The sequence below is a fragment of the Gilliamella sp. Pas-s27 genome, from assembly GCF_009795865.1.
GTDB lineage: Bacteria > Pseudomonadota > Gammaproteobacteria > Enterobacterales > Orbaceae > Gilliamella.
Genome location: NZ_WTEW01000009.1, coordinates 33,647 through 59,650, shown reverse-complemented (window position 1 = coordinate 59,650; position 26,004 = coordinate 33,647). Strand labels below are relative to the sequence as shown.

At 36.7% G+C, this 26,004-nt stretch carries 25 protein-coding genes; 12 read left to right on the top strand and 13 right to left on the bottom strand.

Annotated elements, in window-relative coordinates:
* Positions 1–7 precede the first annotated feature (7 nt).
* Positions 8–673: a ribose-5-phosphate isomerase RpiA gene (gene rpiA, locus GQ589_RS05115; protein WP_160424945.1), complete on the bottom strand. Its 666-nt coding sequence runs from the start codon at positions 671–673 to the stop codon at positions 8–10.
* 207 nt (positions 674–880) lie between these two features.
* On the opposite strand from rpiA, the gene GQ589_RS05110 reads away from it, so the two are divergent.
* The 4 genes from GQ589_RS05110 (at position 881) to GQ589_RS05095 (ending at position 3,994) form a co-directional block, all read left to right on the top strand.
* Positions 881–1,780, top strand: a complete 900-nt coding sequence (locus GQ589_RS05110) for a LysR family transcriptional regulator ArgP (RefSeq protein ID WP_160400491.1) — start codon at positions 881–883, stop codon at positions 1,778–1,780.
* A gap of 99 nt (positions 1,781–1,879) precedes the next feature.
* The gene (gene hemE, locus GQ589_RS05105; protein WP_160424944.1) at positions 1,880–2,953 is read left to right on the top strand and encodes a uroporphyrinogen decarboxylase; all 1,074 of its coding nucleotides are present in this window, start codon (positions 1,880–1,882) and stop codon (positions 2,951–2,953) included.
* Positions 2,946–3,539: a YjaG family protein gene (locus GQ589_RS05100; protein ID WP_160412259.1), complete on the top strand. Its 594-nt coding sequence runs from the start codon at positions 2,946–2,948 to the stop codon at positions 3,537–3,539. Before hemE ends, GQ589_RS05100 begins: the two co-directional genes overlap by 8 nt.
* A 182-nt stretch (positions 3,540–3,721) precedes the next feature.
* The gene (locus GQ589_RS05095; RefSeq protein ID WP_110434661.1) at positions 3,722–3,994 is read left to right on the top strand and encodes an HU family DNA-binding protein; all 273 of its coding nucleotides are present in this window, start codon (positions 3,722–3,724) and stop codon (positions 3,992–3,994) included.
* Between the two features lie 179 nt (positions 3,995–4,173).
* Here the strand turns inward: GQ589_RS05095 and ybaK are convergent, their stop codons facing one another.
* The 4 genes from ybaK to glyQ all read right to left on the bottom strand — a co-directional run bounded on the left by ybaK (position 4,174) and on the right by glyQ (position 8,674).
* On the bottom strand, positions 4,174–4,659 hold the full coding sequence (ybaK, locus tag GQ589_RS05090) for a Cys-tRNA(Pro) deacylase (protein WP_160412261.1): 486 nt from the start codon (positions 4,657–4,659) through the stop codon (positions 4,174–4,176).
* Between the two features lie 105 nt (positions 4,660–4,764).
* On the bottom strand, positions 4,765–5,583 hold the full coding sequence (locus GQ589_RS05085; RefSeq protein WP_160424943.1) for a hypothetical protein: 819 nt from the start codon (positions 5,581–5,583) through the stop codon (positions 4,765–4,767).
* 75 nt (positions 5,584–5,658) lie between these two features.
* Positions 5,659–7,731 (bottom strand): glycine--tRNA ligase subunit beta, encoded by a 2,073-nt coding sequence (glyS, locus tag GQ589_RS05080; RefSeq protein ID WP_160424957.1) that lies wholly within the window; start codon positions 7,729–7,731, stop codon positions 5,659–5,661.
* Positions 7,732–7,741: 10 nt separating this feature from the next.
* The gene (gene glyQ / locus GQ589_RS05075; protein WP_160400496.1) at positions 7,742–8,674 is read right to left on the bottom strand and encodes a glycine--tRNA ligase subunit alpha; all 933 of its coding nucleotides are present in this window, start codon (positions 8,672–8,674) and stop codon (positions 7,742–7,744) included.
* 700 nt (positions 8,675–9,374) lie between these two features.
* On the opposite strand from glyQ, the gene envC reads away from it, so the two are divergent.
* Together envC and GQ589_RS05065 are read left to right on the top strand one after the other, a co-directional pair.
* A complete protein-coding gene (gene envC, locus GQ589_RS05070; protein WP_160424942.1) occupies positions 9,375–10,586 on the top strand; it encodes a murein hydrolase activator EnvC in 1,212 nt (403 codons plus the stop codon).
* Entirely contained in the window at positions 10,586–11,404 is an 819-nt protein-coding gene (locus GQ589_RS05065; protein WP_160424941.1) for a divergent polysaccharide deacetylase family protein, read from the top strand. Before envC ends, GQ589_RS05065 begins: the two co-directional genes overlap by 1 nt.
* 8 nt (positions 11,405–11,412) lie before the next feature.
* On the opposite strand, the gene rapZ is transcribed toward GQ589_RS05065, so the two are convergent.
* The 4 genes from rapZ to dsbB form a co-directional block, all read right to left on the bottom strand.
* Entirely contained in the window at positions 11,413–12,261 is an 849-nt protein-coding gene (gene rapZ, locus GQ589_RS05060; RefSeq protein WP_160424939.1) for an RNase adapter RapZ, read from the bottom strand.
* 90 nt (positions 12,262–12,351) lie between these two features.
* Positions 12,352–12,945, bottom strand: a complete 594-nt coding sequence (locus tag GQ589_RS05055; RefSeq protein WP_160401040.1) for an XTP/dITP diphosphatase — start codon at positions 12,943–12,945, stop codon at positions 12,352–12,354.
* A 68-nt stretch (positions 12,946–13,013) separates the two neighbouring features.
* Positions 13,014–13,670, bottom strand: coding sequence for a bifunctional tRNA pseudouridine(32) synthase/23S rRNA pseudouridine(746) synthase RluA (gene rluA, locus GQ589_RS05050; protein WP_160412270.1), 657 nt, complete (start codon positions 13,668–13,670; stop codon positions 13,014–13,016).
* Positions 13,671–13,747: 77 nt separating this feature from the next.
* Positions 13,748–14,281, bottom strand: coding sequence for a disulfide bond formation protein DsbB (dsbB, locus tag GQ589_RS05045; RefSeq protein ID WP_160412272.1), 534 nt, complete (start codon positions 14,279–14,281; stop codon positions 13,748–13,750).
* A gap of 148 nt (positions 14,282–14,429) precedes the next feature.
* Here dsbB and rluC point away from each other — a divergent pair, with 148 nt between their 5' ends.
* Both rluC and GQ589_RS05035 read left to right on the top strand, forming a co-directional pair.
* Complete coding sequence (gene rluC / locus GQ589_RS05040; RefSeq protein ID WP_160424937.1) at positions 14,430–15,401, top strand: 23S rRNA pseudouridine(955/2504/2580) synthase RluC; 972 nt, start codon at positions 14,430–14,432, stop codon at positions 15,399–15,401.
* A 49-nt stretch (positions 15,402–15,450) separates the two neighbouring features.
* Positions 15,451–16,113, top strand: a complete 663-nt coding sequence (locus GQ589_RS05035) for a histidine phosphatase family protein (protein WP_160401044.1) — start codon at positions 15,451–15,453, stop codon at positions 16,111–16,113.
* A gap of 67 nt (positions 16,114–16,180) precedes the next feature.
* Here GQ589_RS05035 and GQ589_RS05030 read toward each other — a convergent pair whose 3' ends face one another.
* Together GQ589_RS05030 and proS are read right to left on the bottom strand one after the other, a co-directional pair.
* The gene (locus GQ589_RS05030) at positions 16,181–17,632 is read right to left on the bottom strand and encodes a M48 family metalloprotease (protein WP_160424936.1); all 1,452 of its coding nucleotides are present in this window, start codon (positions 17,630–17,632) and stop codon (positions 16,181–16,183) included.
* A gap of 179 nt (positions 17,633–17,811) precedes the next feature.
* Positions 17,812–19,533: a proline--tRNA ligase gene (gene proS / locus GQ589_RS05025; RefSeq protein WP_160401046.1), complete on the bottom strand. Its 1,722-nt coding sequence runs from the start codon at positions 19,531–19,533 to the stop codon at positions 17,812–17,814.
* A gap of 158 nt (positions 19,534–19,691) precedes the next feature.
* On the opposite strand from proS, the gene GQ589_RS05020 reads away from it, so the two are divergent.
* The 4 genes from GQ589_RS05020 (at position 19,692) to GQ589_RS05005 (ending at position 24,011) form a co-directional block, all read left to right on the top strand.
* The gene (locus GQ589_RS05020) at positions 19,692–20,096 is read left to right on the top strand and encodes a hypothetical protein (protein WP_160401047.1); all 405 of its coding nucleotides are present in this window, start codon (positions 19,692–19,694) and stop codon (positions 20,094–20,096) included.
* Positions 20,097–20,133: 37 nt separating this feature from the next.
* On the top strand, positions 20,134–20,535 hold the full coding sequence (locus tag GQ589_RS05015; RefSeq protein WP_160412281.1) for a hypothetical protein: 402 nt from the start codon (positions 20,134–20,136) through the stop codon (positions 20,533–20,535).
* 648 nt (positions 20,536–21,183) lie between these two features.
* On the top strand, positions 21,184–22,479 hold the full coding sequence (locus GQ589_RS05010) for a serine/threonine transporter (protein ID WP_160412283.1): 1,296 nt from the start codon (positions 21,184–21,186) through the stop codon (positions 22,477–22,479).
* Between the two features lie 164 nt (positions 22,480–22,643).
* On the top strand, positions 22,644–24,011 hold the full coding sequence (locus GQ589_RS05005; protein WP_160424934.1) for an L-serine ammonia-lyase: 1,368 nt from the start codon (positions 22,644–22,646) through the stop codon (positions 24,009–24,011).
* Positions 24,012–24,122: 111 nt separating this feature from the next.
* Here GQ589_RS05005 and GQ589_RS05000 read toward each other — a convergent pair whose 3' ends face one another.
* Positions 24,123–24,482 carry a helix-turn-helix domain-containing protein gene (locus GQ589_RS05000; protein ID WP_160424932.1) on the bottom strand — a complete coding sequence of 120 codons (360 nt, stop codon included), beginning with the start codon at positions 24,480–24,482 and terminating at the stop codon, positions 24,123–24,125.
* Positions 24,483–24,547: 65 nt separating this feature from the next.
* On the bottom strand, positions 24,548–25,936 hold the full coding sequence (gene mpl / locus GQ589_RS04995) for a UDP-N-acetylmuramate:L-alanyl-gamma-D-glutamyl-meso-diaminopimelate ligase (RefSeq protein WP_160424930.1): 1,389 nt from the start codon (positions 25,934–25,936) through the stop codon (positions 24,548–24,550).
* Positions 25,937–26,004: the final 68 nt, after the last annotated feature.

The window sequence follows — 26,004 nt, the reverse complement described above, 5'->3', positions numbered from 1 at the left end:
GTTGATTCTAATGATCTAGTTTTAGCTCTTTTACACCAGTGCTACAGCCAACTAGTGCAATATCAGCCCCTTTATTAGCAAATAAGCCAACAGTGACCACACCAGCAATACTATTAATTCGATTTTCTAATTCCATTGGCTTTGAAATAACCAGATCATGAACATCCAAAATCACATTACCATTATCAGTAACGACGCCTTGACGATATATTGGTTTACCTCCCAATTTAAATAATTCGCGAGCAACATAAGATCGCGCCATCGGGATTACTTCAACAGGCAATGGAAATGAGCCTAAAACATCAACCACTTTTGATTCATCGACAATACAAATAAATTGCTTAGCAATAGCAGAAACAATTTTTTCACGCGTTAAAGCTGCACCACCACCTTTAATCATTTGTAAATGATGATTTATCTCATCTGCACCATCGACATAAACATCTAAACAATCGACCTCATTACAATCTAATACATTAATACCATAGCTTTTTAACTTTTGAGTTGATGCTTCTGAGCTTGAAACCGTACCTTTGATTTGATCTTTAATTGTTGCTAACGCATCAATAAAATGAGATGCCGTTGAACCTGTTCCCACACCGACATAAGAATCGGGTTTGATAAATTTTAATGCTGACCAACCTACGGCCTTTTTCAATTCGTCTTGAGTCATAGTATCACCCTAATTTAAGGATAATTTTCTAAAAAAATAAAATTTTGAAAGAAAAATTATTGAAGATATGGCATAGTACCCAATTAAAAAGTAAAAATCATCAGGATTTTAAGAAAATATATCAACTTTTTGATATGTGTGAAACTTATTGCGATATCAAACTAGCTTGAATATTCAAGCAATGATCAAATCATTAGTAAAGAGATTATGAAGCGTCCAGATTATAGAGCATTACAAGCGTTAGATGCAGTGATAAAAGAGCGAGGATTTGAGCGAGCAGCAGATAAACTGTGTATTACACAGCCTGCGGTATCGCAACGCATTAAGCAATTAGAAAGCTTTTTTGGTCAGCAATTGTTGGTAAGAACCATACCACCTAAAGCAACTAAGCAAGGCGAACATCTGCTAGGGTTATTGCATCAAGTTGAGTTATTAGAACAACAATGGCTGGGTGATAACGACCAAAACACCACACCATTATCATTATCTATTGCGATAAACGCTGATTCTTTAGCAACTTGGCTTTTACCTGCATTAAAACCAGTTTTAGATAAAAATATCTTACGATTTGATATACAAGTCAAAGATGAAGAACATACATTAGAACTATTGCGCTTAGGTACTGTCGTTGCGGCAATTAGCATTCAGGCCAATCCTTTACCGGGGTGTTTATCTGATTTATTAGGTGCATTAGACTACATTTTTGTTGCTTCGCCTGATTTTGCTAAAAAATACTTTCCAAATGGTGTTACTCGATCCTCATTATTAAAAGCCCCAGCGGTTGCATTTGATCATTTAGATGACATGCATCAGGCCTTTTTGCAAGAAAACTTCAACCTCACTCCTGGTAGTGTCATTTGCCATATTACCAGTTCGTCAGAAGCCTTTGTACAACTAGCTAAACAAGGTTCCGCTTGCTGTATGTTACCTAAATTACAGGTTGAACAAGAATTAAAAAGCGGCGAACTCATTAATTTAACCGAAGGGCTATATCAAAGGCGAATGCTATATTGGCACCGTTTTGCGCCAGAAAGTAGTGTGATGCAAAATATCTCTGAGACTTTGATTCAGTATGCTAAAAATACATTATCACAACCTCAAGATTAAGATCACAAGTAATAGATAAATTAGGTGATTTGTTTACTTAGACGCATACTTTTCTAAACTTTTTGACAAACCAACATCTTTATTTAAAGAGCTGAAGATATGAGCCAATTAAAAAATGATCGCTATTTACGCGCTTTGCAATGTCTACCTGTTGACTACACTCCGATCTGGATGATGCGCCAAGCTGGCCGTTATTTACCTGAATATCGTCAATTAAGAGCAAAAGCGGGTGATTTTATGAGATTATGTCAAACCCCAGAACTTGCTTGTGAAGCAACTTTACAACCTATTGCGCGATATGAACTTGATGCGGCTATTATTTTTTCGGATATTTTAACTATTCCTGATGCTATGGGGCTTGGTTTACATTTTGAAGCAGGTGAAGGCCCTAAGTTTACACAATCGATCACTTGCATGTCCGATATTGAGCAATTACCGACACCAGATCCTGAGCAATCACTTCGCTATGTGATGGACGCAATTCGTTTAACCCGAAAAGAACTCAATGGCAAAGTACCATTAATTGGATTTTCAGGTAGCCCATGGACATTAGCCACCTATATGATCGAAGGGGGAAGCAGTAAAGCATTTACTAAAATAAAAAAAATGCTTTACAGTCATCCTAAAGCGTTACATCGATTACTGGAAAAGCTCGCAGACAGCGTAGCATTGTACTTAAATGCTCAAATCGAAGCTGGAGCACAATCCATTATGATTTTTGATACTTGGGGCGGCGTATTAAGCCATCAAAGTTATCAAACATTTTCACTGCATTATATGCAATTAATCTTATCAAAATTAAAACGTGGTCAAAAAACTCAAGATATCACTTCATATGTACCTGTTACGTTTTTTACAAAAGGCGGGGGATTATGGTTAGATAGCATTGTCAATACGGGTTGTGATGCAATCGGTGTTGATTGGACAGTTAATTTAAGTACCATCACACAAAAAGGGCACATTGCCGTACAAGGCAACTTAGATCCATCGGTTTTATATGCAGACAAACTAACAATAGAATCTAATGTAGAGGGCGTTCTTAATGAATTTGGTGCTTATAATGGACATATCTTTAATCTAGGTCACGGTATCCATCAAGACATTCCTGTCGAACATGTACAATATTTAATTGAGGCAGTGCATCAACAGTCAAAAAGGTTTCATCATGATTAAAAATCCCGTTCAATTAAGAATAGAAAAACTACCGCAATGGCAACAACGTTTATTTATGGCTTGTTTATGTGAACGAATGTACCCTAATTTTGTTTTTTATTACCAGCAACAACAAAATGACGAAGCGCCAAAAAGTTACAAAAAAATACTAGATTTAGTTTGGGAATCACTACTGGTTGAAGATGCCAAAATCAATTTTGATTTACAGCTTGAAAAATTAGAAGCGATTATTCCTACAGTAACTGACGACAGCCCTTACATGGTCTACCCAGCTATTGATGCCTGTCATGCGCTTAGCGAGGTTTTACACTCTTATTTAAGTGGTGAAATTGCTGAACATAGTGCCAAAGTAAGCAGCCTATCTGCCACCACAGTTGCCGAATTTGAAATGACCAAAACTAATGTTGCGCTAACGGAAGATGAACAACAAACCTTACCTAGTGTAATTGATGAATTTGATTTACAGTGGGAACTGTTTCGATTATTGCGTGATGAAAACAACGAACAGAGTGAATTAATAAAAGGTTTAAAAGATGAAATCAGGTCTGTTAGAACAAGCAATATTGGTGTTTTTTTAAGCAATTAAGTCATTTCAAGTGTAATTTTTTTAGTTTTTATTAAATTTTTCTTTAACATTAAGCAAATATAGACTACATTTAACAGCAATGTAATCTAAACATTGTTTACAGTAGCGAAGTTAGAATTTTAGATTCTTACTTCGTGTATAATGTTAACTTTAACAATAAAATAATATGTAAGGATATACCCATGAATAAAACAGAACTTGTTGACGCTATTGCTAGCAAAGCTGATATTACTAAAGTTGCCGCTAAAACAGCGTTAGAAGCTACCTTAGCTGCTATTACTGAATCATTAAAAGCTGGTGAACCAGTTCAATTAGTTGGTTTTGGTACATTCAAAGTTAATGATCGTAAAGCACGTACTGGTCGTAACCCAAAAACAGGTAAAGAAATCAAAATTGCAGCAAGCAAAGTCCCTGCATTCGTATCAGGTAAAAGCTTAAAAGAAGCAATTAAATAAGTCGATTATTTTCTATCAATAATTTTATCGATAGAACATTTTAAGGGCATAAGACAACGTCTTATGCCTTTTTCATTGCACATAAATTATGTGCGCTGTAAAAATAAACACCTACCTAATTATCATATTAATTTACTAACCCATTGGCTATATTCAAGTTTGATTACCATTAACTATTTTTAAGTCGTTATTTCAATTAATGTAGCTTGTAATATATTGGCTAAATCTTGAGGGGAAATTTCGATTTCTAAGCCTCTTTTACCGCCAGACACAAACATAGTGTTGTACTGAGTGGCACTTAAATCAATAAGTGTTGGAAGCGTTTGTTTTTGACCTAAAGGGCTGATGCCTCCAACTAAATATCCCGTTACTTTTTGTGCTAAATTTGAATCTGCCAGATCGATTTTTTTACAGTTTAAGGCTTTTGCTGCTTTTTTAAGGTCTAAATGGCTATCAACGGGCAACACGCAAACACCTAGGGTTTTAGGGTTACCATTCAAACTTACAACCAACGTTTTAAAAACCTGAGCGGCAGTAACATTTAAGCTAGGATCAAGCTTATCGACAGCTTCTTGCCCATAGCGGGTTTGGTTTGGATCGTGCTTATACTGATGGGTATTAAATTTGATTTTTAACTTTTTAAGTAAATTAATTGCCGGTGTCATAATTGTTATCCAAGTAGTTTTGATTGGAACAAATATAATACACAGCGAATGGATATAGCAAGTTAGTTCCCCCTCACCAATCAAAATTGGTGAGGATAATAATAACTAAACGATCAAACTATCAGTTTCTTGTTGATCATCTTTTGTTGGAAGGTTTGAATTAGTAGGGTTAGTTGCTAGCGAATAAAGACGATAGAAAAAGCCAGTCAGGAAAATATCAAAAAAGAAAGAACAGAACGAAAGAATAGCTTCAACTGCTATATTCATATTGTTTTTATCGGTTATTGTAGAAAATATAGCAATAATTATTAAAAGTGCAATACTAATTAATAGCATGAGAAAAGAAGGAAGCCACTGTGTTTTTGTTAATTGAAAACTTAACGAAAATAACTCAAAGAAACTTTTTTGTTTAGATTCAGCCAATGCTCCAAAAAAGAAGTTAGTAAAAATAAAAAAAAGTACAGAAGGAAGAATTAGCGCTAAAGTAATAAATAAAATAATCAATGGTTTGGGTAATAGCAAACTTAAAATCATAAGGATTAACGATAAAAACAATACTATAAAAAATAAGGAAAAAATTATAATAAGATAAAAAGCAGTAATTTTTAATATACTTTCTAATACCTTAGATAGTAATAGTTTGGGGTTAAGTTTATCACTCACATAAAGGTTATGAATTGTTGCAATACTAATTGACTTTATAATGATAGAGACTGCAAATGTTATAATCATAACTGACACATAGCTAGTGATAGATTTTGATAAATCTAATTGCGTGTGCGTTTCTGGTTGGTAAAAGTAGTAAGTTATAGCTGTGTTAATTAGTGCTACTAATAGACTTATAAGTACAATTGATTTAATACGATTACGAACAAAATTAAGTGTTTGTGTAAAAACTAAAGAAAAAAGGATTGTTTTTTGCATCTCTATATAAGTTCCTTAGGTGTGGTAACAAATTTAGTTACCACAATTTATAATATAAATAACAAGACTTCTAAACTAGGCTTGTAATAATGAAATATCTGCTACTTTTAAAAATAGATTTTGTAGTTTTTCTAAAAGTGCTAATCGATTCACCTTAATTTGTTCATCATCGACCATCACCATTACCGACTCAAAAAAAGCATCGACAGGAGCTTTAAGTGCAGACAGCTCAATTAACGCATCTTGATAACGTCCATGACTAAAATAAGGCGCTAGCTTATCGGCTAATACCGCGACTTGCTTAGCTAATTCACCTTCTGCACCTTCTTCTAATAAAGCGACATTGATTTTTTCAGGAATTGCGATATTTGCTTTAGATAGAATATTTGACACTCGCTTATTGGCTTCAGCCAAAGAAGCGGCTTCAGGCAGTGTTCTAAAGTGAGTAACCGCCTTAACACGTGCATCAAAATCAGCAGGCTTGGTTGGATTCAACGCTAAAACAGCCTGAATGGTATCAATGGCAAAACCTTGCTCTTGGTACCAAGCACGGAAACGACCTTGCATAAAATTAACAACATCATCAACCACATTCTTATTGGTCAACTTATCGCCATATAATGACGCCGCATAACTTGCCAGTTCAACAAGATCTAACGGTAGTGCCTTTTCAACAATAATACGCAAAACACCAATTGCGGCACGACGCAAAGCAAAAGGATCTTTATCGCCTTTAGGATGTTGACCAATACCAAAAATACCCGCTAAAGTATCGAGTTTTTCAGCGATAGACACCGCACATGATACTGCGGTACTAGGTAACTCATCACCAGCAAAACGCGGCTTATATTGTTCTTCAATTGCGATGGCAACTTCACTGCTTTCACCATCTTTTAAAGCCAAATAACGCCCCATAATACCTTGAGTTTCAGGGAACTCAAAAACGGTATTGGTTACTAAATCACATTTAGTCAACTTACCTGCTCGTTTTGCTTGCTCAACATTGGCTGCTATTTTTTCAGCAATAAAACCAGACAACGCCTCAATACGAAGAGACTTATCCTTAACCGTACCTAATTGTTGTTGGAATAAAACCGTATCAAGGCGAGGCAAACGATCTTCTAAACGTTGTTTCAAATCGGTCTTATAGAAAAACTCAGCATCAGCAAGACGAGGGCGAACCACCTTTTCATTACCTGAAATCACCACTTGCGGATCTTTCGACTCAATATTGGCAACAAAAATAAAATTAGGTAACAATTTGCCTTGATGATCATAAACAGGAAAATACTTCTGATCGCCTTTCATTGTATACACCAACGACTCAGCAGGCACAGCCAAAAAGCGTTCTTCAAATTTAGCGGTTAACACCACTGGCCACTCAACCAATGAAGATACTTCCTCAAGCAGGCTATCGGTCAAGTCGGCTTTACCATTTAATTTTGCCGCAGCATCTTCGGCTTGCTGTTTAATGATTGCCTTACGCTTATCATAATCAGCCACCACCTTACCACGTTGCTCTAAAATTTCAGGATATTGATCAGCATTATCAATCATAAATTCTTGCTCACCCATAAAACGATGGCCACGAATAATACGGTTTGACTCAATATCTAAAATCGTACCAGCAACAAGCGCATCGCCATAAAGCATCGTTACCGTATGACAAGGACGAATAAACTCAACCTGACGTGCCGCCCAGCGCATAGGTTTTGGAATTGGCAACTTACTCAATGCAGTTTTAACCATATCACACAACAAATTAACCACAGGCTGACCTTTTTGATTTTGAGTATAAGACAGCCACTCGCCTTTATCGGTTTGTATACGCTCGGCCTGATCAACGGTAATACCACAACCCCTAGCCCACCCTTCGGCGGCTTTAGTGGCATTACCATTGGCATCAAAAGCGGCACTAACCGCAGGACCACGTTTTACAATTTGACTATCGGGCTGGGTATCGCTCAAATTTAACACCTTCAACGCTAAACGACGTGGCGAAGCATACCAAAGCACCTCGCCGTGTTCTAAATTAGCATTATCAAGCTGATCAATAAAATTAGCCGCAAAGCTTTCAGCTAAAGTGCGGAGTGATTTTGGTGGTAACTCTTCGGTACCGATTTCCACTAAAAATGTTTTTTGCATAATCTTCTCATTCCTACTTTGATGCACTGTCGTTAGCGCGTGAATTTTGACACATAGGGAACCCAAGTGCTTCACGAGATGCATAATATGCCTCGGCCACCATTTTTGTTAACGTCCTAATACGCAAAATATAACGTTGACGTTCTGTAACCGAAATCGCCTTACGGGCATCAAGCAAATTAAAACAGTGGGCGGCTTTCAAAATACGTTCATAAGCAGGTAACGGAAGTGGTTTTTCTAACTCAAGTAAAAACTTAGCTTCTTTTTCGTGTTGCTCAAAACAATAAAATAAAAACTCAACATTAGCATATTCAAAATTATACGTTGACTGCTCAACCTCGTTTTGATGGAACACATCACCATAGGTTGTCTTACCGAATGCACCATCGCTCCAGACTAAATCATAAACACTATCCACGCCTTGAATATACATAGCTAAACGCTCAAGCCCGTAAGTGATTTCGCCGGTGACAGGCTTACATTCAAGCCCACCAACTTGTTGAAAGTAAGTAAATTGGGTCACTTCCATCCCATTTAACCAAACTTCCCAACCAAGCCCCCATGCACCAAGGGTTGGGTTTTCCCAATTGTCTTCAACAAAACGGATATCGTTAACGGTAGGATCAAGCCCTAATTCTTTTAACGAACCTAAATAGAGTTCTTGGATATTATCAGGCGAAGGTTTTAAGATAACTTGAAATTGATAATAATGTTGTAACCTGTTTGGGTTTTCGCCATAACGACCATCGGTAGGGCGGCGTGATGGTTGAACATAAGCGGCATTAATCGGCTCAGGCCCTAGCGCTCGTAAACATGTCATAGGATGTGAAGTCCCCGCACCGACTTCCATATCTAAAGGCTGAATCACACTGCAACCCTGATTAGCCCAATAATCTTGTAACGTAAGAATTAACCCCTGAAAGGTTTTGACATTAAACTTTTGCATGATGTTATCTTTATGGTTGAATTGGTTTTTCGATAATTTAAACAGTGCTATATATTATACTTTTTATCAATACTTGTGAAATGTCTAATTGTTTTGAGTCTAAATATGTTGGTTGAGTTATAGATGGATGTGTTTTTGCAAAAAAACACCAAATAAAAACTTAAATAAAATCAATGCCTTTCCTGACTGGTTTTGAATAATAATTGCCTTAATTTTTAATAAAAAAGTAACTTATAGAAAAACATTTAAGGGTATATCGTCTGCTTTATTTCTGCGTCATAATGTACCGATAACAGAGTAAGGTTCGCATACCAAACAGGGGAGGTGGATTGTGATTTGTCTAGAGTTACACATTTTTCTGGAACAAATTTAAACATTTGAGCAAAGTGAAGGCGACTCCAAAAGCGAGTATCAGGATGATAAGAATAGTGTAGCCTAAGGTCATATTCTGTAGCCAAAGTATGAGGAGTTAGGGAATTCACTTTCACTCACTTGTTCAGAGGTGATCACCACGGCTATTTGCCACCAAAAACCGCTAAAAAATCATTAATTTTATTGTTATTTTTTTCTGGGGTGCTTTTTCCTAAAAAAACAAATCCCCCCCTCACATCATAGGTGGTTTTCATTTTGCATCTTGGTCTATTTATCGGTATAGTGACAGCATTATTATTGCTTGGTTATAAATTCTAAATATAACACCATGTCTATTTATCGGAAAATTGAGGTTATTGTTCTTATTGGATTGATGAACGTTAGCTTTTTATACGCTGCTGATGACAATCAGTTACTCCAATCCTTACGTCATTCCATTGAGGAACAAGAAAAACGCCTTGTGCAGCAAAAAAAAGAACGCACTGAACTGGTTAATGATCTTAAAGAACAAGAAACTGAAATCGCTAAACTATTAACTTCGATTGAAAAAAATGATTTGTCACTCAAAAAACTTGATCAAGATATCAATAAGTTAGTTAAACAAATTGATTTATTAACCGTCAAACAAAAACAGCAACGAATCGTGCTGGCAAAACAATTAGAAAGCGCATTTAAAATTGGTAATGCAACGGGGTTTGAGCTTGTGTTTTCGGGGGAAAAGAGTGAGCGTAATGAGCGTATTATTGCCTATTTTAGTTATATTAATAACGCACGACAGCAACAGATTGCGGAGCTTGAAGATACGCAAACTCAATTAGCCGATAAAAAACAACAGTTGCAAAAAAAACAAGAAACCCATCAGACTTTGCAAAGTAAGCAAAAAAAACAGCAAGCCAGGCTTGAAAAGAACCGCCAAAATCGAAAAAAGACGATATCTTCGCTTGAATTGTCAATGCAAGCCAATCAGCAAAAATTAGCCGATTTGCGTAATAATGAAGCCAAATTACAAGCCAAAATTGCTCAGGCAGAAAAAGAAAACCGTCGCATAGCCGAAGAAGAAGCAAAACAGGCAAAACACATTGCAGAAAAGCAAAAAAATACAAGTTATACCCTTAACCAAGATGAGCGGGCATTGATGGCTCGGGTGAGTGGTATAGGTAAGCCGCAACATCAGTTTAGTTGGCCTGTTAGCGGTAGTGTTGCTCACCGTTTTGGTGAGTCACTTCAAGGTGAGTTGCATTGGAAAGGAATAGTGATTAATGCGCAAGACGGTGCTCAGGTGCGGGCGGTTGCTGATGGTCGGGTGATATTGGCAAGTTGGTTGCAAGGTTATGGTTTTGTTGTGGCGCTTGAGCATGGCAAGGGGGATATGAGTTTGTATGGCTATAATCAACGTATGTTGGTTGAGGTGGGTGATAAGATTCAGAGCGGACAAGCCATTGCGTTAGTTGGTTCGAGTGGGGGGAAAAATGTGCCAGCTTTGTATTTTGAAATTCGCCGTGATGGTAAGGCACTTGATCCAAGTGGGTGGTTAAAGTAATGCGTCGTTTTATTGGTTTGTTATTTTGTTGTTTGCTAGCTGTTACTTCGCCTGTTTTGTCGGCAGGGCAGTTGGTGCTGGTTATTGATGATTTTGGATATCGCCAACATAATGAGGAGCAGATTATTGGCCTTTCGCCTTATATTACTATTGCCGTGTTGCCTCATTCGCCTAATGCTAACCATATTGCTACGTTGGCTCATGAACATGGTAATGATGTGATTATCCATTTGCCGATGGCACCAATTAATAAACAACCGTTAGAAAAGGATACTTTGTTCCCTTCAATGAGTGAAAGCGAAGTTAAAACCATTGTTGATAATGCCGTTGTTCGGGTTCCTTATGCTATTGGGGTTAATAACCATATGGGTAGTTTAATGACATCAAATCTAAACGGTATGACAAATGTGATGAAAGCGCTGAGTCATTATTCGATGTTTTTTTTAGATAGTAAGACAATTGGTAAAACGCAAGTTAAGAAAGCGGGTCTGGACTATAATATTCCCGTGTTGACACGTGATGTTTTTTTGGATGACAAGCAAACCGAAAGTGCAATTAGTCAGCAATTTGATTTGGCCATAAAATTGGCCCGTAAAAATGGTGTGGCAATTGCTATTGGTCATCCACATCCACAGACGGTTAATGTGTTAAGAACAAAGCTAGCTAATTTACCCGAGGATATTGAATTGGTTAAACTTCGTCAGTTAATTGTGTCAGATTCTGTAAGCCATAAACCTAAAATAACGTTGAAAGCGATTATTGAAAAATGCAAGCAACGCTTTGAGAAAATTGTAAACCTTAAGCTCGTTGATGAGTAGCGCTGTTTTTAGCGCTTTTCTAATGTTCGGTGGCGGATTTGTACTTGTTTGTTTTGGGCTTTGAAAAATGAGGCTAATTGTTCAGCAATATACACAGATCGGTGCTGTCCACCAGTGCAACCAATGGCGATGGTTAAGTAACTGCGGTTGTTTTTTTCTAGTAGTGGTAGCCATTGATTAAGGTAATTGGCAGTTTGGTAGATAAAGTAAGATACTTCGTCGTGTTTTTGTAAGTATTCTTTGACTGGCTGGTCAAGTCCTGTTAGTGGGCGCAAACTGGCATCCCAATGCGGGTTAGGTAAAAACCTGACATCAAATACAAAATCAGCATCAACGGGTAATCCATGTTTAAAACCGAATGATTCAAATATAATGGTTAATTCACGCTCTTTTTTGCCTAGAATGCGTGCTCTTAAAATATCGGATAGTTCGTGAACTGAAAGATTGTCGGTGTTGATAACTAAGCTTGCGTGGGATTTTAGTGGTTCTAGATAGGTTTCTTCAAGGTCGATGGCTTCTTCAAGGGCGTATTGTTGGTTAGCTAGTGGGTGTATGCGCCGTGTTTCGCTATAGCGTCGAATTAGTGTGTTGCGGCCGCAATCGAAAAAGATAATTTCTGGTGTTACTGATTGTGGTAAGCGTTGAAAAATGTCGTTATTGACGTCAAAATTTTTAGGTAAGTTTCGGATATCAATGCTAATTGCCACTGGTGTGTTGTTGTCTTTTAATGAGTTGGCTAATTGCGGTAATAGCGCAACGGGTATGTTATCAACACAATAAAACCCCATATCTTCTAACGCTCGTAGAGCTATTGATTTGCCAGAACCTGAGCGACCACTTACTATCATTAGAATCACAATATTAACTCCAATCTCATCAATGCGTTAATTATATACTGTTTGTTTCTTGATATACAATTTTGAATATAAATAATATTTCAATCATTACTATTCTGTTTTTATTTGGGCAATCAGTTGTTTTAGTGCTTGTCCTCGGTGTGATATTTGGCTTTTTTGTTCTTTGGTTAGTTGCGCTGCGGTGCAACCTAATTCAGGAATATAAAAAAGCGGATCGTAGCCAAATCCACCTTCGCCTTGTTGTTCATTTAAGATTATGCCATTCCACTTTCCTAAACAGACGATCGGTGTCGGGTCGGTTTCGTGTCGCATAAAGACTAGTGCGCAATAAAAATAGGCGGTGCGAGCTTCTTTGGGAACATTTTGTAATGCGATAAGGAGTTTTTCGTTGTTGCTTTTGTCGTTACCATGTACTCCTGCATAACGTGCTGAGTATATCCCAGGTTCTCCACCAAGCGCATCGACAGCTAAGCCTGAGTCATCGGCAATGGCGGGTAAGCCGGTTAATTTTGAGGTATGCCTTGCTTTTAAAATGGCATTTTCAATAAACGTTAAGCCTGTTTCGTCAGCGTCGGGAACGTTAAATTGGCTTTGTGCAACAATATCAAAACCTGCATCAGCAAGTAACTTTTGCAATTCATTGACTTTGCCTTGGTTGTTGGTTGCTAATACAATTTTTTGCATTTTAATTTCCTCTATTTTGATGGGGGGTAGCTTTTGGCATAAGCTGTTTTATTTGTATTATTTTTGTTTTAAAACTCTGGTTCGCAACTAAATGTCATGCTTTCTCCAGTTTTGGGGTGGTTGATTGTTAGTAGTTGGGCATGGAGTAGTAGTCGCTTTGACATGGCAAAGGCTTCTGGGTGTGCATAAAATTTGTCGCCTAAAATGGGATGCCCGATCGCTTGCATGTGAACCCGTAATTGGTGTGATCGCCCTGTAAATGGGAATAATTGTATTCGTGTGGTGTTGTCAGGGTTGCGAGCAATGACTTGGTATTCTGTTAGTGCGTGTTTGCCGTTTTCAATATCGACCATTTGTCTTGGGCGATTGGGCCAGTCACAAATTAGGGGTAATTCAACACGACCTGTGTCATGTTCAAGATGCCCATGAACAACAGCGATATAGTTTTTTTGGGGTATGCGTTCTCTGAACTGTTTTTTTATTTCACGATCGGCAAGTTTTGATAAGGCTGCAACCATAATTCCGCTAGTTGCCATGTCGAGTCGGTGTACAGATTCGACATAGCTATATTTTTGTTGTAAGCGGTGAATAATACTATCAATAAATTGCGGTTTATTTCCTGATACCGATAAGATCCCCGGTTGTTTGTTGACAACAACAATGTGATCGTCTTGATATAAAATAGAAAGCCAAGGTTCGATAGGTGGGTGATATTCCAAAAGCATTTTTGTGTGATTTGTAAAATAAAATTGCCACACATTCTAACAAAATCAACGAAAATCTCCAGTTTTATAAAACAGTGTTATTTGCCCCAAATTGAGACCTTAGGAAGTGAAAAGAGCTGTGATACTAATATGGCTAAACTGACGATAAGATAGCAAGCAAAGATGATAATCATCCACTGTGACATTTCGATAGTTAAAAATGTCCAAATTTTATCGGCGCAAGAACCATAAGCATTAAACAAGCTAGGGAACCATAAGTCTAGCGGTAACCAAGCTGGAAATTGGACGTTAATTGAGCAAGTGTCACTTAAATTTGGTTCAAATTGTAGGTGGGCATGGAATATTGCTAACGAAAATCCTTTATAAGCACTAAAAAGCCAAATTAAAATGCCGATTAATCGAGCAATTATGTTTTTAGGTATAATAAGTCCAACGATGCTAGCTAACATGATGCCAAATATGGCACAACGCTGATAAATACAAAGCGTACAAGGGGCGAGCCCTAAACCATATTGAAAATAAAGTGCGATTATTTCAAAGCTAAGAGTGGAAAAGAACAATAAGAACCAAGCAAATCTGCTTTGTGAGTATTGATTAAGCAGTGATAACATACTATTTTATTCCCCCATATTCCGTTATAATCGTTTAACTTTAATTATATTGAATATCATCTATCGTTATTCCTTAATGCCGATAGTGTAGTTTATTTTTGAATAATGTAAATGACTTTATTTATTGATAGCGGATTAATCATTTCTTATGGACTCAAATGCTCCACAAACAAAATTGCAAGTCTCATTTGTTACCATCTCAGAGGAAAATGTGACACAACGTATTGATAACTTTTTAATCACCTATTTAAAAGGTGTACCAAAAAGTATGATTTATCGTATTTTAAGAAAGGGCGAAGTGCGTGTTAATAAAAAGCGTATTAAGCCTGAGTATAAATTAAATATTGGTGATGAAATTCGTATTCCTCCTATTCGCATCGCTGAAAAAGCCACATCTGAAATTTCAACCAAGCTTAATAAGGTGGCTGATTTAGAAAGGGCTATTATTTATGAAGATGATGTTTTATTAGCGATTAATAAACCATCGGGTATCGCGGTTCATGGGGGGAGTGGTTTGAGCTTTGGGGTGATCGAGGGATTGCGTGCACTAAGACCTGAAGCAAAGTTTTTGGAGTTAGTGCATCGTATTGACCGCGAAACATCGGGCGTGTTGCTGATCGCCAAAAAACGCTCGGCATTAAAAGCGTTACACGAACAGTTACGCCTTAAGCAAATGCAAAAAAATTATTTGGCGCTTGTTAAGGGGAATTGGCCTTCTGAATGTAAGGTGATTCAGGCTCCTTTACTTAAAAATGTGTTGAAAAGCGGCGAGCGAGTGGTGAAAGTCGATAAAGAGGGTAAACCGTCAGAAACTCGCTTTAAAGTTGAAGAACGTTTTGATTTTGCTACTTTGATTAAAGCTAGTCCCGTTACTGGGCGTACGCATCAAATTCGCATTCATACTCAATATGCTAATCATCCTATTGCTTTTGATGATCGTTATGGTGATAAGCAATTTGATGCGTTGTTAGCAGGTACTAAGCTTAGTCGGTTATTTTTACATGCCGCAAGTGTTAAATTTATTCATCCTAAAAGCCAACAAGAGATGCAATTAAACGCACCTATGGATGATGCTTTACAGAACTGTTTAACTTATCTTAGAAAAGATAAATATTCTTAGAAAAATAAATATTAGAACACAGAATCTTAAAATAAAAAAAGGTATATGAATGAAAGATTTAAATTTATATTTAATTAGACATGGTCAAACGCAGTGGAATGTTAAAGATCAGATGCAAGGTTCAAAAGATTCTCCTTTAACTGAGCAAGGTGTGTTAGGTGCTAAATTAACTGGGCAATATTTAAAAGATGTTCCTTTTATACAAGCTTATTCAAGCCCACAAAAGCGTGCTATGGATACGCGTAATTATATCGTTAATGAAAATAATATGGCTATTAGTACTTTTGAGCTTGCTGATCTGCGCGAAATGGATTTTGGTCTTTGGGAAGGTAAGCATGTGCCTACTTTAAAACAAGATGTGCCCGAATTTAATGTTTATTTAACCGATCCAGCTAATTTTGATGCGTCAGTTAATCAAGGCGAAAATTATCTTGATAGTTTAACGCGTATGAAGCAAGGGTTAAATACCATTGTGCAAAATGCACCACAAGATTCAGGAAATATTTTGGTTGTGTCGCATGGCACGGTATTGCGCATATTGCTTTGTGTTTTAAATGGTGGCGATTGGCGTTTACATCGTGATGAGGCGTATTTTCCTCGGATGTTAAATACTAGCATTAGTGTGGTCAATTATAAGCAGCATGATGATCAAGCTTCAGGCGAATTTACGGTGAAATTCTATAATAATGTGGATCATTTGACCGACAAATAAGAGTTTGGGTTATACCTCGACTCATGCATATTTTAATCATGAGTCGAGGCGTTACAATTTTATTCTGTTATCGTGTATAAGCTGTATAGCGTTTTTGCAGTTGTTGTAATTGTTTGATTCTTGCATCCATTTTCGACATCATCGTTTGATTGCCTTTGGTTTGGTTTTTCGCATTTTGCAAAATGGTGATCGCTTGTTTAAAATTGCCTCTTAATGCGCTGATTTCTGCTTGTGCACTCATTTCTTGCGCTCTTGAACGTATTCCGCCATAAGCTGTAACAAGTAAATCCCAACCATTGATATCGTCATTATGGTCAAAAGTATAACGGTGTAATAAACTTATCGCTTGTTGGTAGTTTTTGCTTTTTATATATGCATTTGCTAGATTCAATTGTAATGCTGAGCTATCAGGTGCTTTTTTTAATGCCGCTTGCAAGCGTGTAATGGCTGCACTGCTGTTGTTGAGCGCTAAATCAATATCAGTCATTAAATCAATATACCATATGTTATTCGGGTCATTGTCTAGCAATGGTTGCAACTGTTGTTTGGCTTTTTGGTTGTTACCGTTTAGGTTGTCAGCTAAAGCACTACCATAAATAGCGGCAATATTGCTTTGTTCATTATTTAGCTTTTTATAAGATTGTATTAATAGTTGGCCTGCATTTTTTTTGTTATTAATTAAAATTGCTAAACGTGCTTTAGCTAAATAATAGTTTAGTGAAGGTGTTATGTTCTTTTTACTGTATTGCAAGGAACGATTGCGAATATCTGTTATTCGGCTATTAGGCAATGGGTGAGTAAGTAATATTTCTGGTGGTTTGCTACTAAAACGACTTTGGTCGGCTAGTTTTTGTAAAAATTCAGATGAGGCATACGGATCAAATCCCGCTTTTGATAGCGTTCTAAGACCAACACGATCAGCTTCTTGTTCGTTACTTTGTGTAAAGCTGATCATGTTTTGTGCTGAACCCGCCATAGTGCTCGTCATTGCTGCCATGCCCGCTTCGGGGTTGGCTAGAGTTAGTAAAATGGAGCCTAATGTTGCTCCCCAAACATAAGGGCTTGTGCGGCTTTGGTTTTCCATTGCTCGCGCTAAATGGCGTTGGGTAACATGACCAATTTCGTGGGCCATAACCGAGGCTAATTGGCTTTCATTATCGGTATCTAATATTAGTTTAGAGTGAATGACGACATTTCCACCAAAAAAGGCAAAGGCATTAAGTACATCACTTTTCATAATATAAAAATGGAAAGGCGTTTTTACCGATTCTGATTTAGCGACTAATTTTTTTCCCAGATCATTAATATATTGGTTTAGAACGGGATCATTGATTATTGGGGCGCTGTTTCGTAACATGCGTATATAATAGTCACCCATTTCCATTTCTTGACCAATGCTAAGGGTTGTAGACGCTGCGGTTCCTATATCGGGTAGGTTGATATTATCAGCATAAACAATAGGAGTGCTTTGTAGTAGTAACGAGGTAGATAGTGTAAATGCGATGACTTTTTTTAACATTATTTCAACCAATTAAGATAAGATTATTTTGATTTATTTTAGCTGAAAAAAAACACAATATCACTTTGAATTTTTAAAGCGAGTTTAATCTTTAGGCGATAGTTGTTTTGGATAACTAATATAAAAACACAACAGCAATTGGTTTATTACTGTTGTGTTTTGAAGGTTAATTTCAGAAGTTAAGCTAATTGACGGCGATGTTTGATAAAGTCGATAATATTGTCCACTTTTATCATTTCTTTATCACCACCAGCTCGATGTTTGTATTCTACTTCACCGTTTTCAAGGTTACGTTCGCCAATCACAATTGTGTGTGGAATACCAATCAATTCCGCATCAGCAAACATTACTCCAGGGCGTTCTTTGCGGTCATCAAATAAGACTTCAATGCCAGCAGCTTGTAGATCTGCGTAAAGTTTTTCTGCGGTAGCTTGAACTTTTTCAGATTTATGCATGTTCATTGGAATAATGACAACACTGAATGGGGCGATTGCTTCTGGCCAAATAATACCACGATCGTCATGGCATTGTTCAATAGCTGCTGCCACAATTCGGCTAACGCCAATGCCGTAACAACCCATGATCATAACGTGGTTTTGTCCATCTTCACCTTGGACGGTGGCTTTCATTGCTTGCGAGTATTTAGTGCCAAGTTGGAAGATATGCCCAACTTCTATACCGCGTTTAATTTGTAATGTGCCTTTGCCATCTGGGCTGATGTCACCTTCAACAACGTTGCGAATGTCTTCAATACGCGGCAGGGTAACGTCGCGCTGCCAGTTAATATTAAAGTAATGCTTATGATCGATATTCGCACCGGCACTAAAGTCACTCATAACCGCGACATCGCGGTCGATAATAATTGGCATATTGAGGTTAATTGGCCCTAATGATCCCGGACCTGCGTTGACAATGGCGCGGATTTCTTCTTCGGTTGCAAATTCTAATGGCGAGGCAACAATATCGATTTTTTCGGCTTTGATTTCGTTTAAGGTGTGGTCGCCTCGAACTAGTAGTGCAACAAGTTGGTGTCCGCTTTCTTTTGTGGCTTTAACCATTAAGGTTTTAACCGTTTTTTCAATCGGCACATTGAACTGTTCAACTAATTCGTCAATGGTTTTGGCATTAGGTGTATCGATCAGCTCCATGGTTTTAGTCGGTTCTGCTCGTTTTTGTGTTGGTGCTTGTGCTTGCGCCATTTCGATATTAGCGGCATAGTCTGATTCAGTTGAGAATACAATATCGTCTTCACCACTGTCGGCTAATACTTGGAATTCGTGTGACCAGTTACCGCCAATTGATCCCGTGTCAGCTCTAACCGCTCTAAAATTTAAGCCTGCACGAGTAAATACGGCACTATAGGCTTTGTACATGTCATCGTACGTTTCTTGTAGCGATTCTTGTGTTGTATGAAATGAGTAGGCATCTTTCATGATAAATTCTCGTGAGCGCATAACGCCAAAACGTGGGCGAACTTCATCACGGAATTTTGTTTGAATTTGATATACATTAAGCGGTAGTTGTTTATATGAGCTAACTTCGTTACGTAGTAAGTCTGTAATGACTTCTTCATGGGTTGGCCCTAACACAAAATCACGTTCGCCTCGATCTTTAATGCGTAATAGTTCTGGGCCATACTGTTCCCAACGCCCACTTTCTTGCCAAATATCTGCTGGTTGTACAACGGGCATGAGCACTTCAATTGCCCCTGCTTTGTTCATTTCTTCACGGACAATATTTTCAACTTTTTTAAGAACTCGGTAACCAGTGGGAAGCCAAGTATATAAACCTGCCGCAACTTTTCGGATCATACCGGCGCGTAGCATTAATTGATGACTAATGACTTCTGCATCAGCAGGGGTTTCTTTTAACGTAGAAAGAAGATATTTACTGGTTCGCATAAATTTATCCCGAAAAAATAATTTAGTTATAAATATAATAAAAATGTGAGTTAGTTTAACAGTACCAAGCGCAACACTAAAGCAATTTTATTGGTAATTATTGTGAATAATAAAGATTAATTGTAAATTATTAGCATGAGTAATTAAACGAAATTGATATGGAGAAATTAAATTTATCACGCTTAGTGACTACCTTATTTGTGGTTTTGGTATTATACCAACCAGCTAAATTTATTAGCTATTATTTAACTGATTTTAGTTATGAAGAAATGATGGATTTTATGTGGGTGGATGATCGTACATGTTATTACCCTGGTGAGTTGGGCAGCGGCAAATATAATTATGGTAAAGATTGTTCTATTTGTGAACAAATGAATCCGTATAAAAGTGACGGTATTTATATCAAAGAGGGGAATGGCTATATTATTGGTAATGATCTGATGAAAAAAGTTTATTTGAAAAGAAAACCTGATTACATTTCTTTAGAGCGATTTACTGGTGGGGAACTGTACGTTAAGGATTTTGAATCAGGCATTACCTGTAGCTTTTATTCATATGAGTAATTTAGTAATAAATAATAAAAAATAATTGCTTATGAAAATGATGAGAATCAAACAATTAAAAATATCGCATATTATTTATGTGCTATTAGTCTTTGCTATACTTTATTATCCTGTGAAAATAACCAAATATTATTTAATGGATTTAAGTTATGATGAAATTTTGGATTTTAACTGGAGAGGGTATGGGTGTGAAACTAAAGATGGTCATAGGGTAGATGGTAGAGATTGCCCCTGTGGTGGAGGAATGATGGGACCAGGTGATCCTTATAAAATTAGTAATGAAGGGGATTTTTATTACAATGATAAGCTTTTGGGAAAAGTTATCCTAAAAACAAAGCCAAGTTATTTTTCTGGTGGTGAAATTCTAACAGGCGGCGAATTAGAAATTGAGCATTTAGAAACAGGAATAATTTGTTATTATGATTCAGTTCTTGATTGAAATACAATCTTTAATATGTAGGAAAACACCCCGTTGTTTACACTTCATGGTTAAAATAATCTTCTAAAAACATTTAAGACATTTTTCAGAAAATCCTTTTATGCGATTTTTACGGTAATTTAATTGTTAATAAATTGTTCTTAAGCTTTTGTTTTCTATCTTTTAAATCCTGACCTATTTGCTGATTATGCTGTAAATTATCATAAATGCCTATGCATATTGCCTTTGGTGCTTGTGAGAAAATTTTGTTTAAATATATCTGCTGTTGTCTTTTTAGCAAAAATAAGTGTTTGAGGCTATAGTTGATGTTTTTATTATGGTTGCACATTATTACTTAATGTAGAGATTAATTACTAATATCAAATACTAATCGTCTGGTTATATAACCCCCCATTGACTTGTTTATTAAATTTAGCAGCTTTCATTTAAGCTTAGTTAAATTTGTGTTATAGCAAGTATCTTGCTCTGTTTTTTTTGGAATCAAAATTGATTCTTTAATTTTTTTTAAGTTATTAAGTATCAATTTGGATATTAATTATAACGTTGATTATATTTGATTTTTTGTTTTTATGTGATGCTGATCACTTTGTTAAAAATATTAAATTGATATCATATGCGGCAAATTTTAGATTAAGGAGTAGTAAAAAAATGAGTAAGCTAAGGGATAATCAAATAAATGCCAATAATGATTCAGCATTATCTAAATGGCGAAAAAGCGATTCATTATGGATGTTAAGCCTTTATGGTACTGCCATTGGCGCAGGTGTGCTTTTTTTGCCCATTAACGCTGGTGTGGGAGGGTTAATTCCACTGTTAGTGATGTTGATTCTTGCCTTTCCTATGACTTTCTTTGCACATCAAGCGTTATGTCGATTTGTTTTATCAGGTAAAAGTCGCGAAGGCGATATTACTGTTGTGGTCGAAGAGGCTTTTGGACGCACAGCAGGGAACTGGATAACAGTTCTTTATTTTTTTGCCATTTATCCAATATTATTGGTATATAGTGTTGGTATTACTAACACTGTTGATAGTTTTATGGTTAATCAACTTGGCATGTCATCGCTTCCAAGGGGATTGCTTTCATTTGTTTTAGTCGCATTTTTAATGTTGATTGTTCAATTTGGTGAAGATCTTATCGTTAAAGTTATGTCGATATTAGTTTTTCCATTTATTGCTGTTTTAATGATTTTAGCGTTGTTTTTAATTCCTGAGTGGAATGGTGAGCTTTTTGCTAATTGGTCGTTTAGTAGTGGTAGTGATGGTGGACAAAGTATTTTAATGACACTTTGGCTAGTTATTCCTGTTATGGTTTTTGCGTTTAATCATTCACCGATTATTTCATCTTTAGCGGTCGCGAAACGTAAAGAATATGGTGATGTTTATGCTGAACCTAAATGTACTAGAATTATTGCAGCAAGTAATATTATGATGGTTGTAACGGTGATGTTTTTTGTTTTTAGTTGTGCGCTTTGCTTGTCACCTGCTGAACTTTTAGATGCAAAAGCTCAAAATATTTCAACGTTATCGTATTTGGCTAATCGATTTAATTCACCTGTTATTGAGTATATTGGCCCTCCAATTGCATTTATTGCAATGGCTAAATCATTTTTAGGTCACTACCTTGGTGGTAAAGAAGGGTTTAATGGTGTTGTTAATAAATTCTTGCGTAGTCGTAATAAAACAATTTCAGAAAAGAAGCTTGATAAATTAGCTATTGCCTTTATGTTTTTAACAGCATGGGGCGTTGCAACATTAAATCCAAGTATTTTAGGCCTGATTGAGTCACTTGGTGGTCCAATTTTAGCGATCTTATTATTTTTGATGCCAATGTATGCCATTCATAAATTACCCGTATTGGCAAAATATCGTGGCAAACTAAGTAATATTTTTATTGTTGTGATGGGAATTGTTGCGATTTCAGCAGCTATTTATAATTTGCTATAAAATTTGTTTAATTGACTATAGATCATCTATTCGTTTTTTATTGGTAAAATTCGTTAGTATGCGTCGATGAATGGTGTTTTATTTATAAAAAAGCTTATAAGTAAATTTACAAAGGTATAACTAGGCTAGTACGATTAATTTGTGCTGCCTTAAAAAGGAAAAATATGAGTTCGGTATTTGAAATATTTAAAATTGGTATTGGGCCTTCAAGTTCACATACAGTAGGACCAATGAGGGCAGGGAAGGCGTTTATAGATCAACTTATTAGTAACGAAATGATGCCATCAGTAACAAAAATTGTGGCGGATGTTTATGGTTCTTTGTCGTTAACAGGAAAAGGGCATCAAACCGATATTGCTATCATTATGGGGTTAGCTGGTGAAATGCCTGATACTGTTAATATTGATGCTATTCCAGTTTTTATCGAAACGCTGAGCCAAACTGGCCGTTTACCTATTTATAATAATCGTTACCAAATCGACTTCCCTTTGGACAGTTGTATGGTGTTTCATTCTAAATTTTTACCATTACATGAAAATGGTATGACGCTAAGTGCCTATAATGGAAATACATTATTATTTCAAAAGACGTATTACTCTGTTGGAGGAGGGAAGATTGTTGAAGAAGAAAAATTTGGTCAACAAGAGCAAGATTCTGTAAAACTTCCTTATCCATTTGCTTCAGCTGAGCAATTATTAAAACATTGTGAAGATAACTCATTATCAATTTCTAGTATTATGATGAAAAATGAGCTGCAATTGCACTCTTATGAAGAAATTGAAACGTACTTTTCTCGTGTTGGGCAGACTATTTTGGAGTGTATTAAGCGTGGAATGAATACTGAAGGGTTATTACCGGGGCCACTTAAAGTTCCTCGTCGTGCGTTTTCATTATATCGGCAATTGTCTACCACCAAAGATAAGATTATTAGTGATCCAATGGTTATTATTGATTGGGTAAATATGTTTGCACTTGCCGTAAGTGAAGAAAATGCCGCGGGTGGACGAGTGGTGACAGCGCCAACAAATGGAGCGTGCGGTATTATTCCTGCAGTACTTGCTTATTATGATAAATTTATCAACGAAGTAACACCTGATATTTACATTCGATTCTTTTTGACATGTGGTGCAATTGGGCAACTTTACCAAATTAATGCATCTATTTCTGGTGCAGAAGTTGGTTGTCAAGGCGAAGTCGGGGTTGCTTGTTCTATGGCAGCTGCTGGACTTGCTGAACTTTTAGGTGGAAATCCTGAGCAAGTTTGTATGGCAGCTGAAATTGCGATGGAGCATAACTTAGGATTGACTTGTGATCCTGTAGCTGGTCAAGTGCAGGTACCTTGTATTGAGCGTAATGCGATTGCTGCAGTAAAATCAATCAATGCAACAAGAATGGCTTTAAGGCGAATTACGGCAGCCAAAGTATCATTAGATAAAGTGATTAAAACGATGTACGAAACGGGTAAAGATATGAATGCAAAATATCGAGAAACATCTCGTGGAGGCCTTGCGATTACTGTTCATTGTAATTAGCTTACTTTATTAGCTGTATTGTATTGACCGATTGTAAAATCGGCCAATACTTAAATAGTGTAGTTTGTGGTCGTTAATTAATTGTACTTGGTTGATTTAATCTAATTGAGTTTAATGTTTCCAACACATAGTGTTGACTTTAGAACGCAAGAAATCATTCTCTGTTAGCACGTTTACTTTTTCTGTTTTTGTTGTTTTTTGTTTTCTTTTTCGTTTAGGTTGTTCTATCGAGCTGTTGTGAATAACTTCGTTATAAGCAAGTAAATTGTTAAGCTGATCAAGCTCATCTAATCTACGAAGTACAGAAATTAACGTTTGTAATGTAATCGATTCGCCGTGTTCAATCCGTTTTATTATTGCAATACCAATTTCAGATTTTTTGGCAAGTTCTTGCTGAGATAAGTTTTTTACGATTCTTGCCATTTTTATTCTGCGACATAACGTAGCAACTATGTCGATATTTTCATTCATGAAATATCCTTTGTAGGATATGCCATGTGATAGGCATATCTTCTATCGCTATTAATATATTGTTATTAAATTAACGGCTGATCTTCTTTATCTTTGACTATTTTTTCTAGGCTTTCTAAAAGCTTTTTATGAATGTTATTAAATCCGCCATTGCTCATAATTAATATTGCATCTGTTGGTCGGGCTGATTTTGTGATCATTTCAACCAGTAAATCAATGTCACCAGTCCAGTAAGCTGGTTGAATACAAGCATCAACGATATCGGCAACTAACCAAGGTAATTGTTCTGGTTGAAAGATGAATATTTCGTCAGCACGTCCAAGCGATGGAGCAAGCTCTTCTTTGGAAACACCCAGTTTCATTGTGTTTGAGCGAGGCTCAAGTACAGCTAAGATTCGTCGATTTGCCCCAATTTTGCTACGCAAGGCTTCCAGTGTTGCTAAAATTGCCGTTGGGTGATGAGCAAAATCGTCATAAATTTCGATGTTATTAACTTCACCGTAGAGTTCCAAACGTCTTTTTGCATTTATAAATGTACCTAATGCTAAACATGCGTCCGCAGGCTCAATTCCTACATTATGTGCCGCTGCGATTGCCATCAATGCGTTGTGCATATTATGCTCACCTACTAATGAATATTTTACTTCACCTACTTTTTGATTTTTATAGTAAACAGCAAACTGACTTGCATCATTATTGATACGTTGCGCTAACCAGCCAGTTTTTGATTCTGTAAATACTTGTTCGCTCCAGCACCCCTTTGCTAATACTTGTTTTAAATTTACATCTTCTTGTGGTGATATGATTAGCCCTTTACTTGGTACTAAACGTACTAAATGGTGGAATTGTTTTTGAATTGAGCTAAGGTCGTCAAAAATATCTGCATGATCAAATTCTAAATTGTTCATGATTAGTGTCTTTGGGTAGTAGTGCATAAATTTTGAACGCTTGTCGAAGAATGAACAGTCATATTCATCCGCTTCAATAACAAAAAAGTTACCTTCCCCTAATCTTGCTGAGACTTCAAAATTACCGGGGACCCCTCCAATCACAAAGCCTTGTTTATAACCTTGTTTTTCTAAAATCCAATTGACCATGCCTGCAGTTGTGGTTTTGCCATGCGTTCCTGCAACAGCAATGACCCAACGGTCACGAAGTACATTGTCATGTAGCCATTGGGGGGCTGAAATATAAGGAATGTTATTGTTTAAAATGTATTCAACACAAGGGTTCCCTCTTGATAGGGCATTGCCGATAATGACTAAATCAGGTGTCGATGTTAGTTGTGATGGATCATATCCTTCAATAATATCAATGCGCTCTTTTTGTAAAAGCGTACTCATTGGTGGGTAAACATTTTTATCTGAACCTGTTACTCGATGACCTAAAGAACGGGCTATTAGTGCAATCCCTGCCATAAATGTGCCACAAATTCCAAGAATATGAATATGCATTTTGTATCCTTAACGTTGTATTAATTCTATATCAGTGATGTTGGGTAACCATTGTTAACTTGGCCTCA

Excerpts from the sequence above, each read along its gene's own strand:
- GQ589_RS05020 (WP_160401047.1), top strand. The coding sequence starts at position 19,692 with ATGGAGAAATTAAATTTATCACGCTTAGTGACTACCTTATTTGTGGTT.
- GQ589_RS05010 (WP_160412283.1), top strand. The coding sequence starts at position 21,184 with ATGAGTAAGCTAAGGGATAATCAAATAAATGCCAATAATGATTCAGCA.
- proS (WP_160401046.1), bottom strand. The coding sequence starts at position 19,533 with ATGCGAACCAGTAAATATCTTCTTTCTACGTTAAAAGAAACCCCTGCT.
- GQ589_RS05030 (WP_160424936.1), bottom strand. The coding sequence starts at position 17,632 with ATGTTAAAAAAAGTCATCGCATTTACACTATCTACCTCGTTACTACTA.
- GQ589_RS05085 (WP_160424943.1), bottom strand. The coding sequence starts at position 5,583 with ATGCAAAAAACAATCCTTTTTTCTTTAGTTTTTACACAAACACTTAAT.
- rluA (WP_160412270.1), bottom strand. The coding sequence starts at position 13,670 with ATGCTTTTGGAATATCACCCACCTATCGAACCTTGGCTTTCTATTTTA.
- dsbB (WP_160412272.1), bottom strand. The coding sequence starts at position 14,281 with ATGTTATCACTGCTTAATCAATACTCACAAAGCAGATTTGCTTGGTTC.
- rluC (WP_160424937.1), top strand. The coding sequence starts at position 14,430 with ATGGACTCAAATGCTCCACAAACAAAATTGCAAGTCTCATTTGTTACC.
- glyQ (WP_160400496.1), bottom strand. The coding sequence starts at position 8,674 with ATGCAAAAGTTTAATGTCAAAACCTTTCAGGGGTTAATTCTTACGTTA.
- ybaK (WP_160412261.1), bottom strand. The coding sequence starts at position 4,659 with ATGACACCGGCAATTAATTTACTTAAAAAGTTAAAAATCAAATTTAAT.
- rpiA (WP_160424945.1), bottom strand. The coding sequence starts at position 673 with ATGACTCAAGACGAATTGAAAAAGGCCGTAGGTTGGTCAGCATTAAAA.
- envC (WP_160424942.1), top strand. The coding sequence starts at position 9,375 with ATGTCTATTTATCGGAAAATTGAGGTTATTGTTCTTATTGGATTGATG.
- GQ589_RS05015 (WP_160412281.1), top strand. The coding sequence starts at position 20,134 with ATGATGAGAATCAAACAATTAAAAATATCGCATATTATTTATGTGCTA.
- mpl (WP_160424930.1), bottom strand. The coding sequence starts at position 25,936 with ATGCATATTCATATTCTTGGAATTTGTGGCACATTTATGGCAGGGATT.
- GQ589_RS05065 (WP_160424941.1), top strand. The coding sequence starts at position 10,586 with ATGCGTCGTTTTATTGGTTTGTTATTTTGTTGTTTGCTAGCTGTTACT.
- GQ589_RS05100 (WP_160412259.1), top strand. The coding sequence starts at position 2,946 with ATGATTAAAAATCCCGTTCAATTAAGAATAGAAAAACTACCGCAATGG.
- GQ589_RS05035 (WP_160401044.1), top strand. The coding sequence starts at position 15,451 with ATGAAAGATTTAAATTTATATTTAATTAGACATGGTCAAACGCAGTGG.
- GQ589_RS05095 (WP_110434661.1), top strand. The coding sequence starts at position 3,722 with ATGAATAAAACAGAACTTGTTGACGCTATTGCTAGCAAAGCTGATATT.
- hemE (WP_160424944.1), top strand. The coding sequence starts at position 1,880 with ATGAGCCAATTAAAAAATGATCGCTATTTACGCGCTTTGCAATGTCTA.
- GQ589_RS05000 (WP_160424932.1), bottom strand. The coding sequence starts at position 24,482 with ATGAATGAAAATATCGACATAGTTGCTACGTTATGTCGCAGAATAAAA.
- GQ589_RS05110 (WP_160400491.1), top strand. The coding sequence starts at position 881 with ATGAAGCGTCCAGATTATAGAGCATTACAAGCGTTAGATGCAGTGATA.
- GQ589_RS05005 (WP_160424934.1), top strand. The coding sequence starts at position 22,644 with ATGAGTTCGGTATTTGAAATATTTAAAATTGGTATTGGGCCTTCAAGT.
- GQ589_RS05055 (WP_160401040.1), bottom strand. The coding sequence starts at position 12,945 with ATGCAAAAAATTGTATTAGCAACCAACAACCAAGGCAAAGTCAATGAA.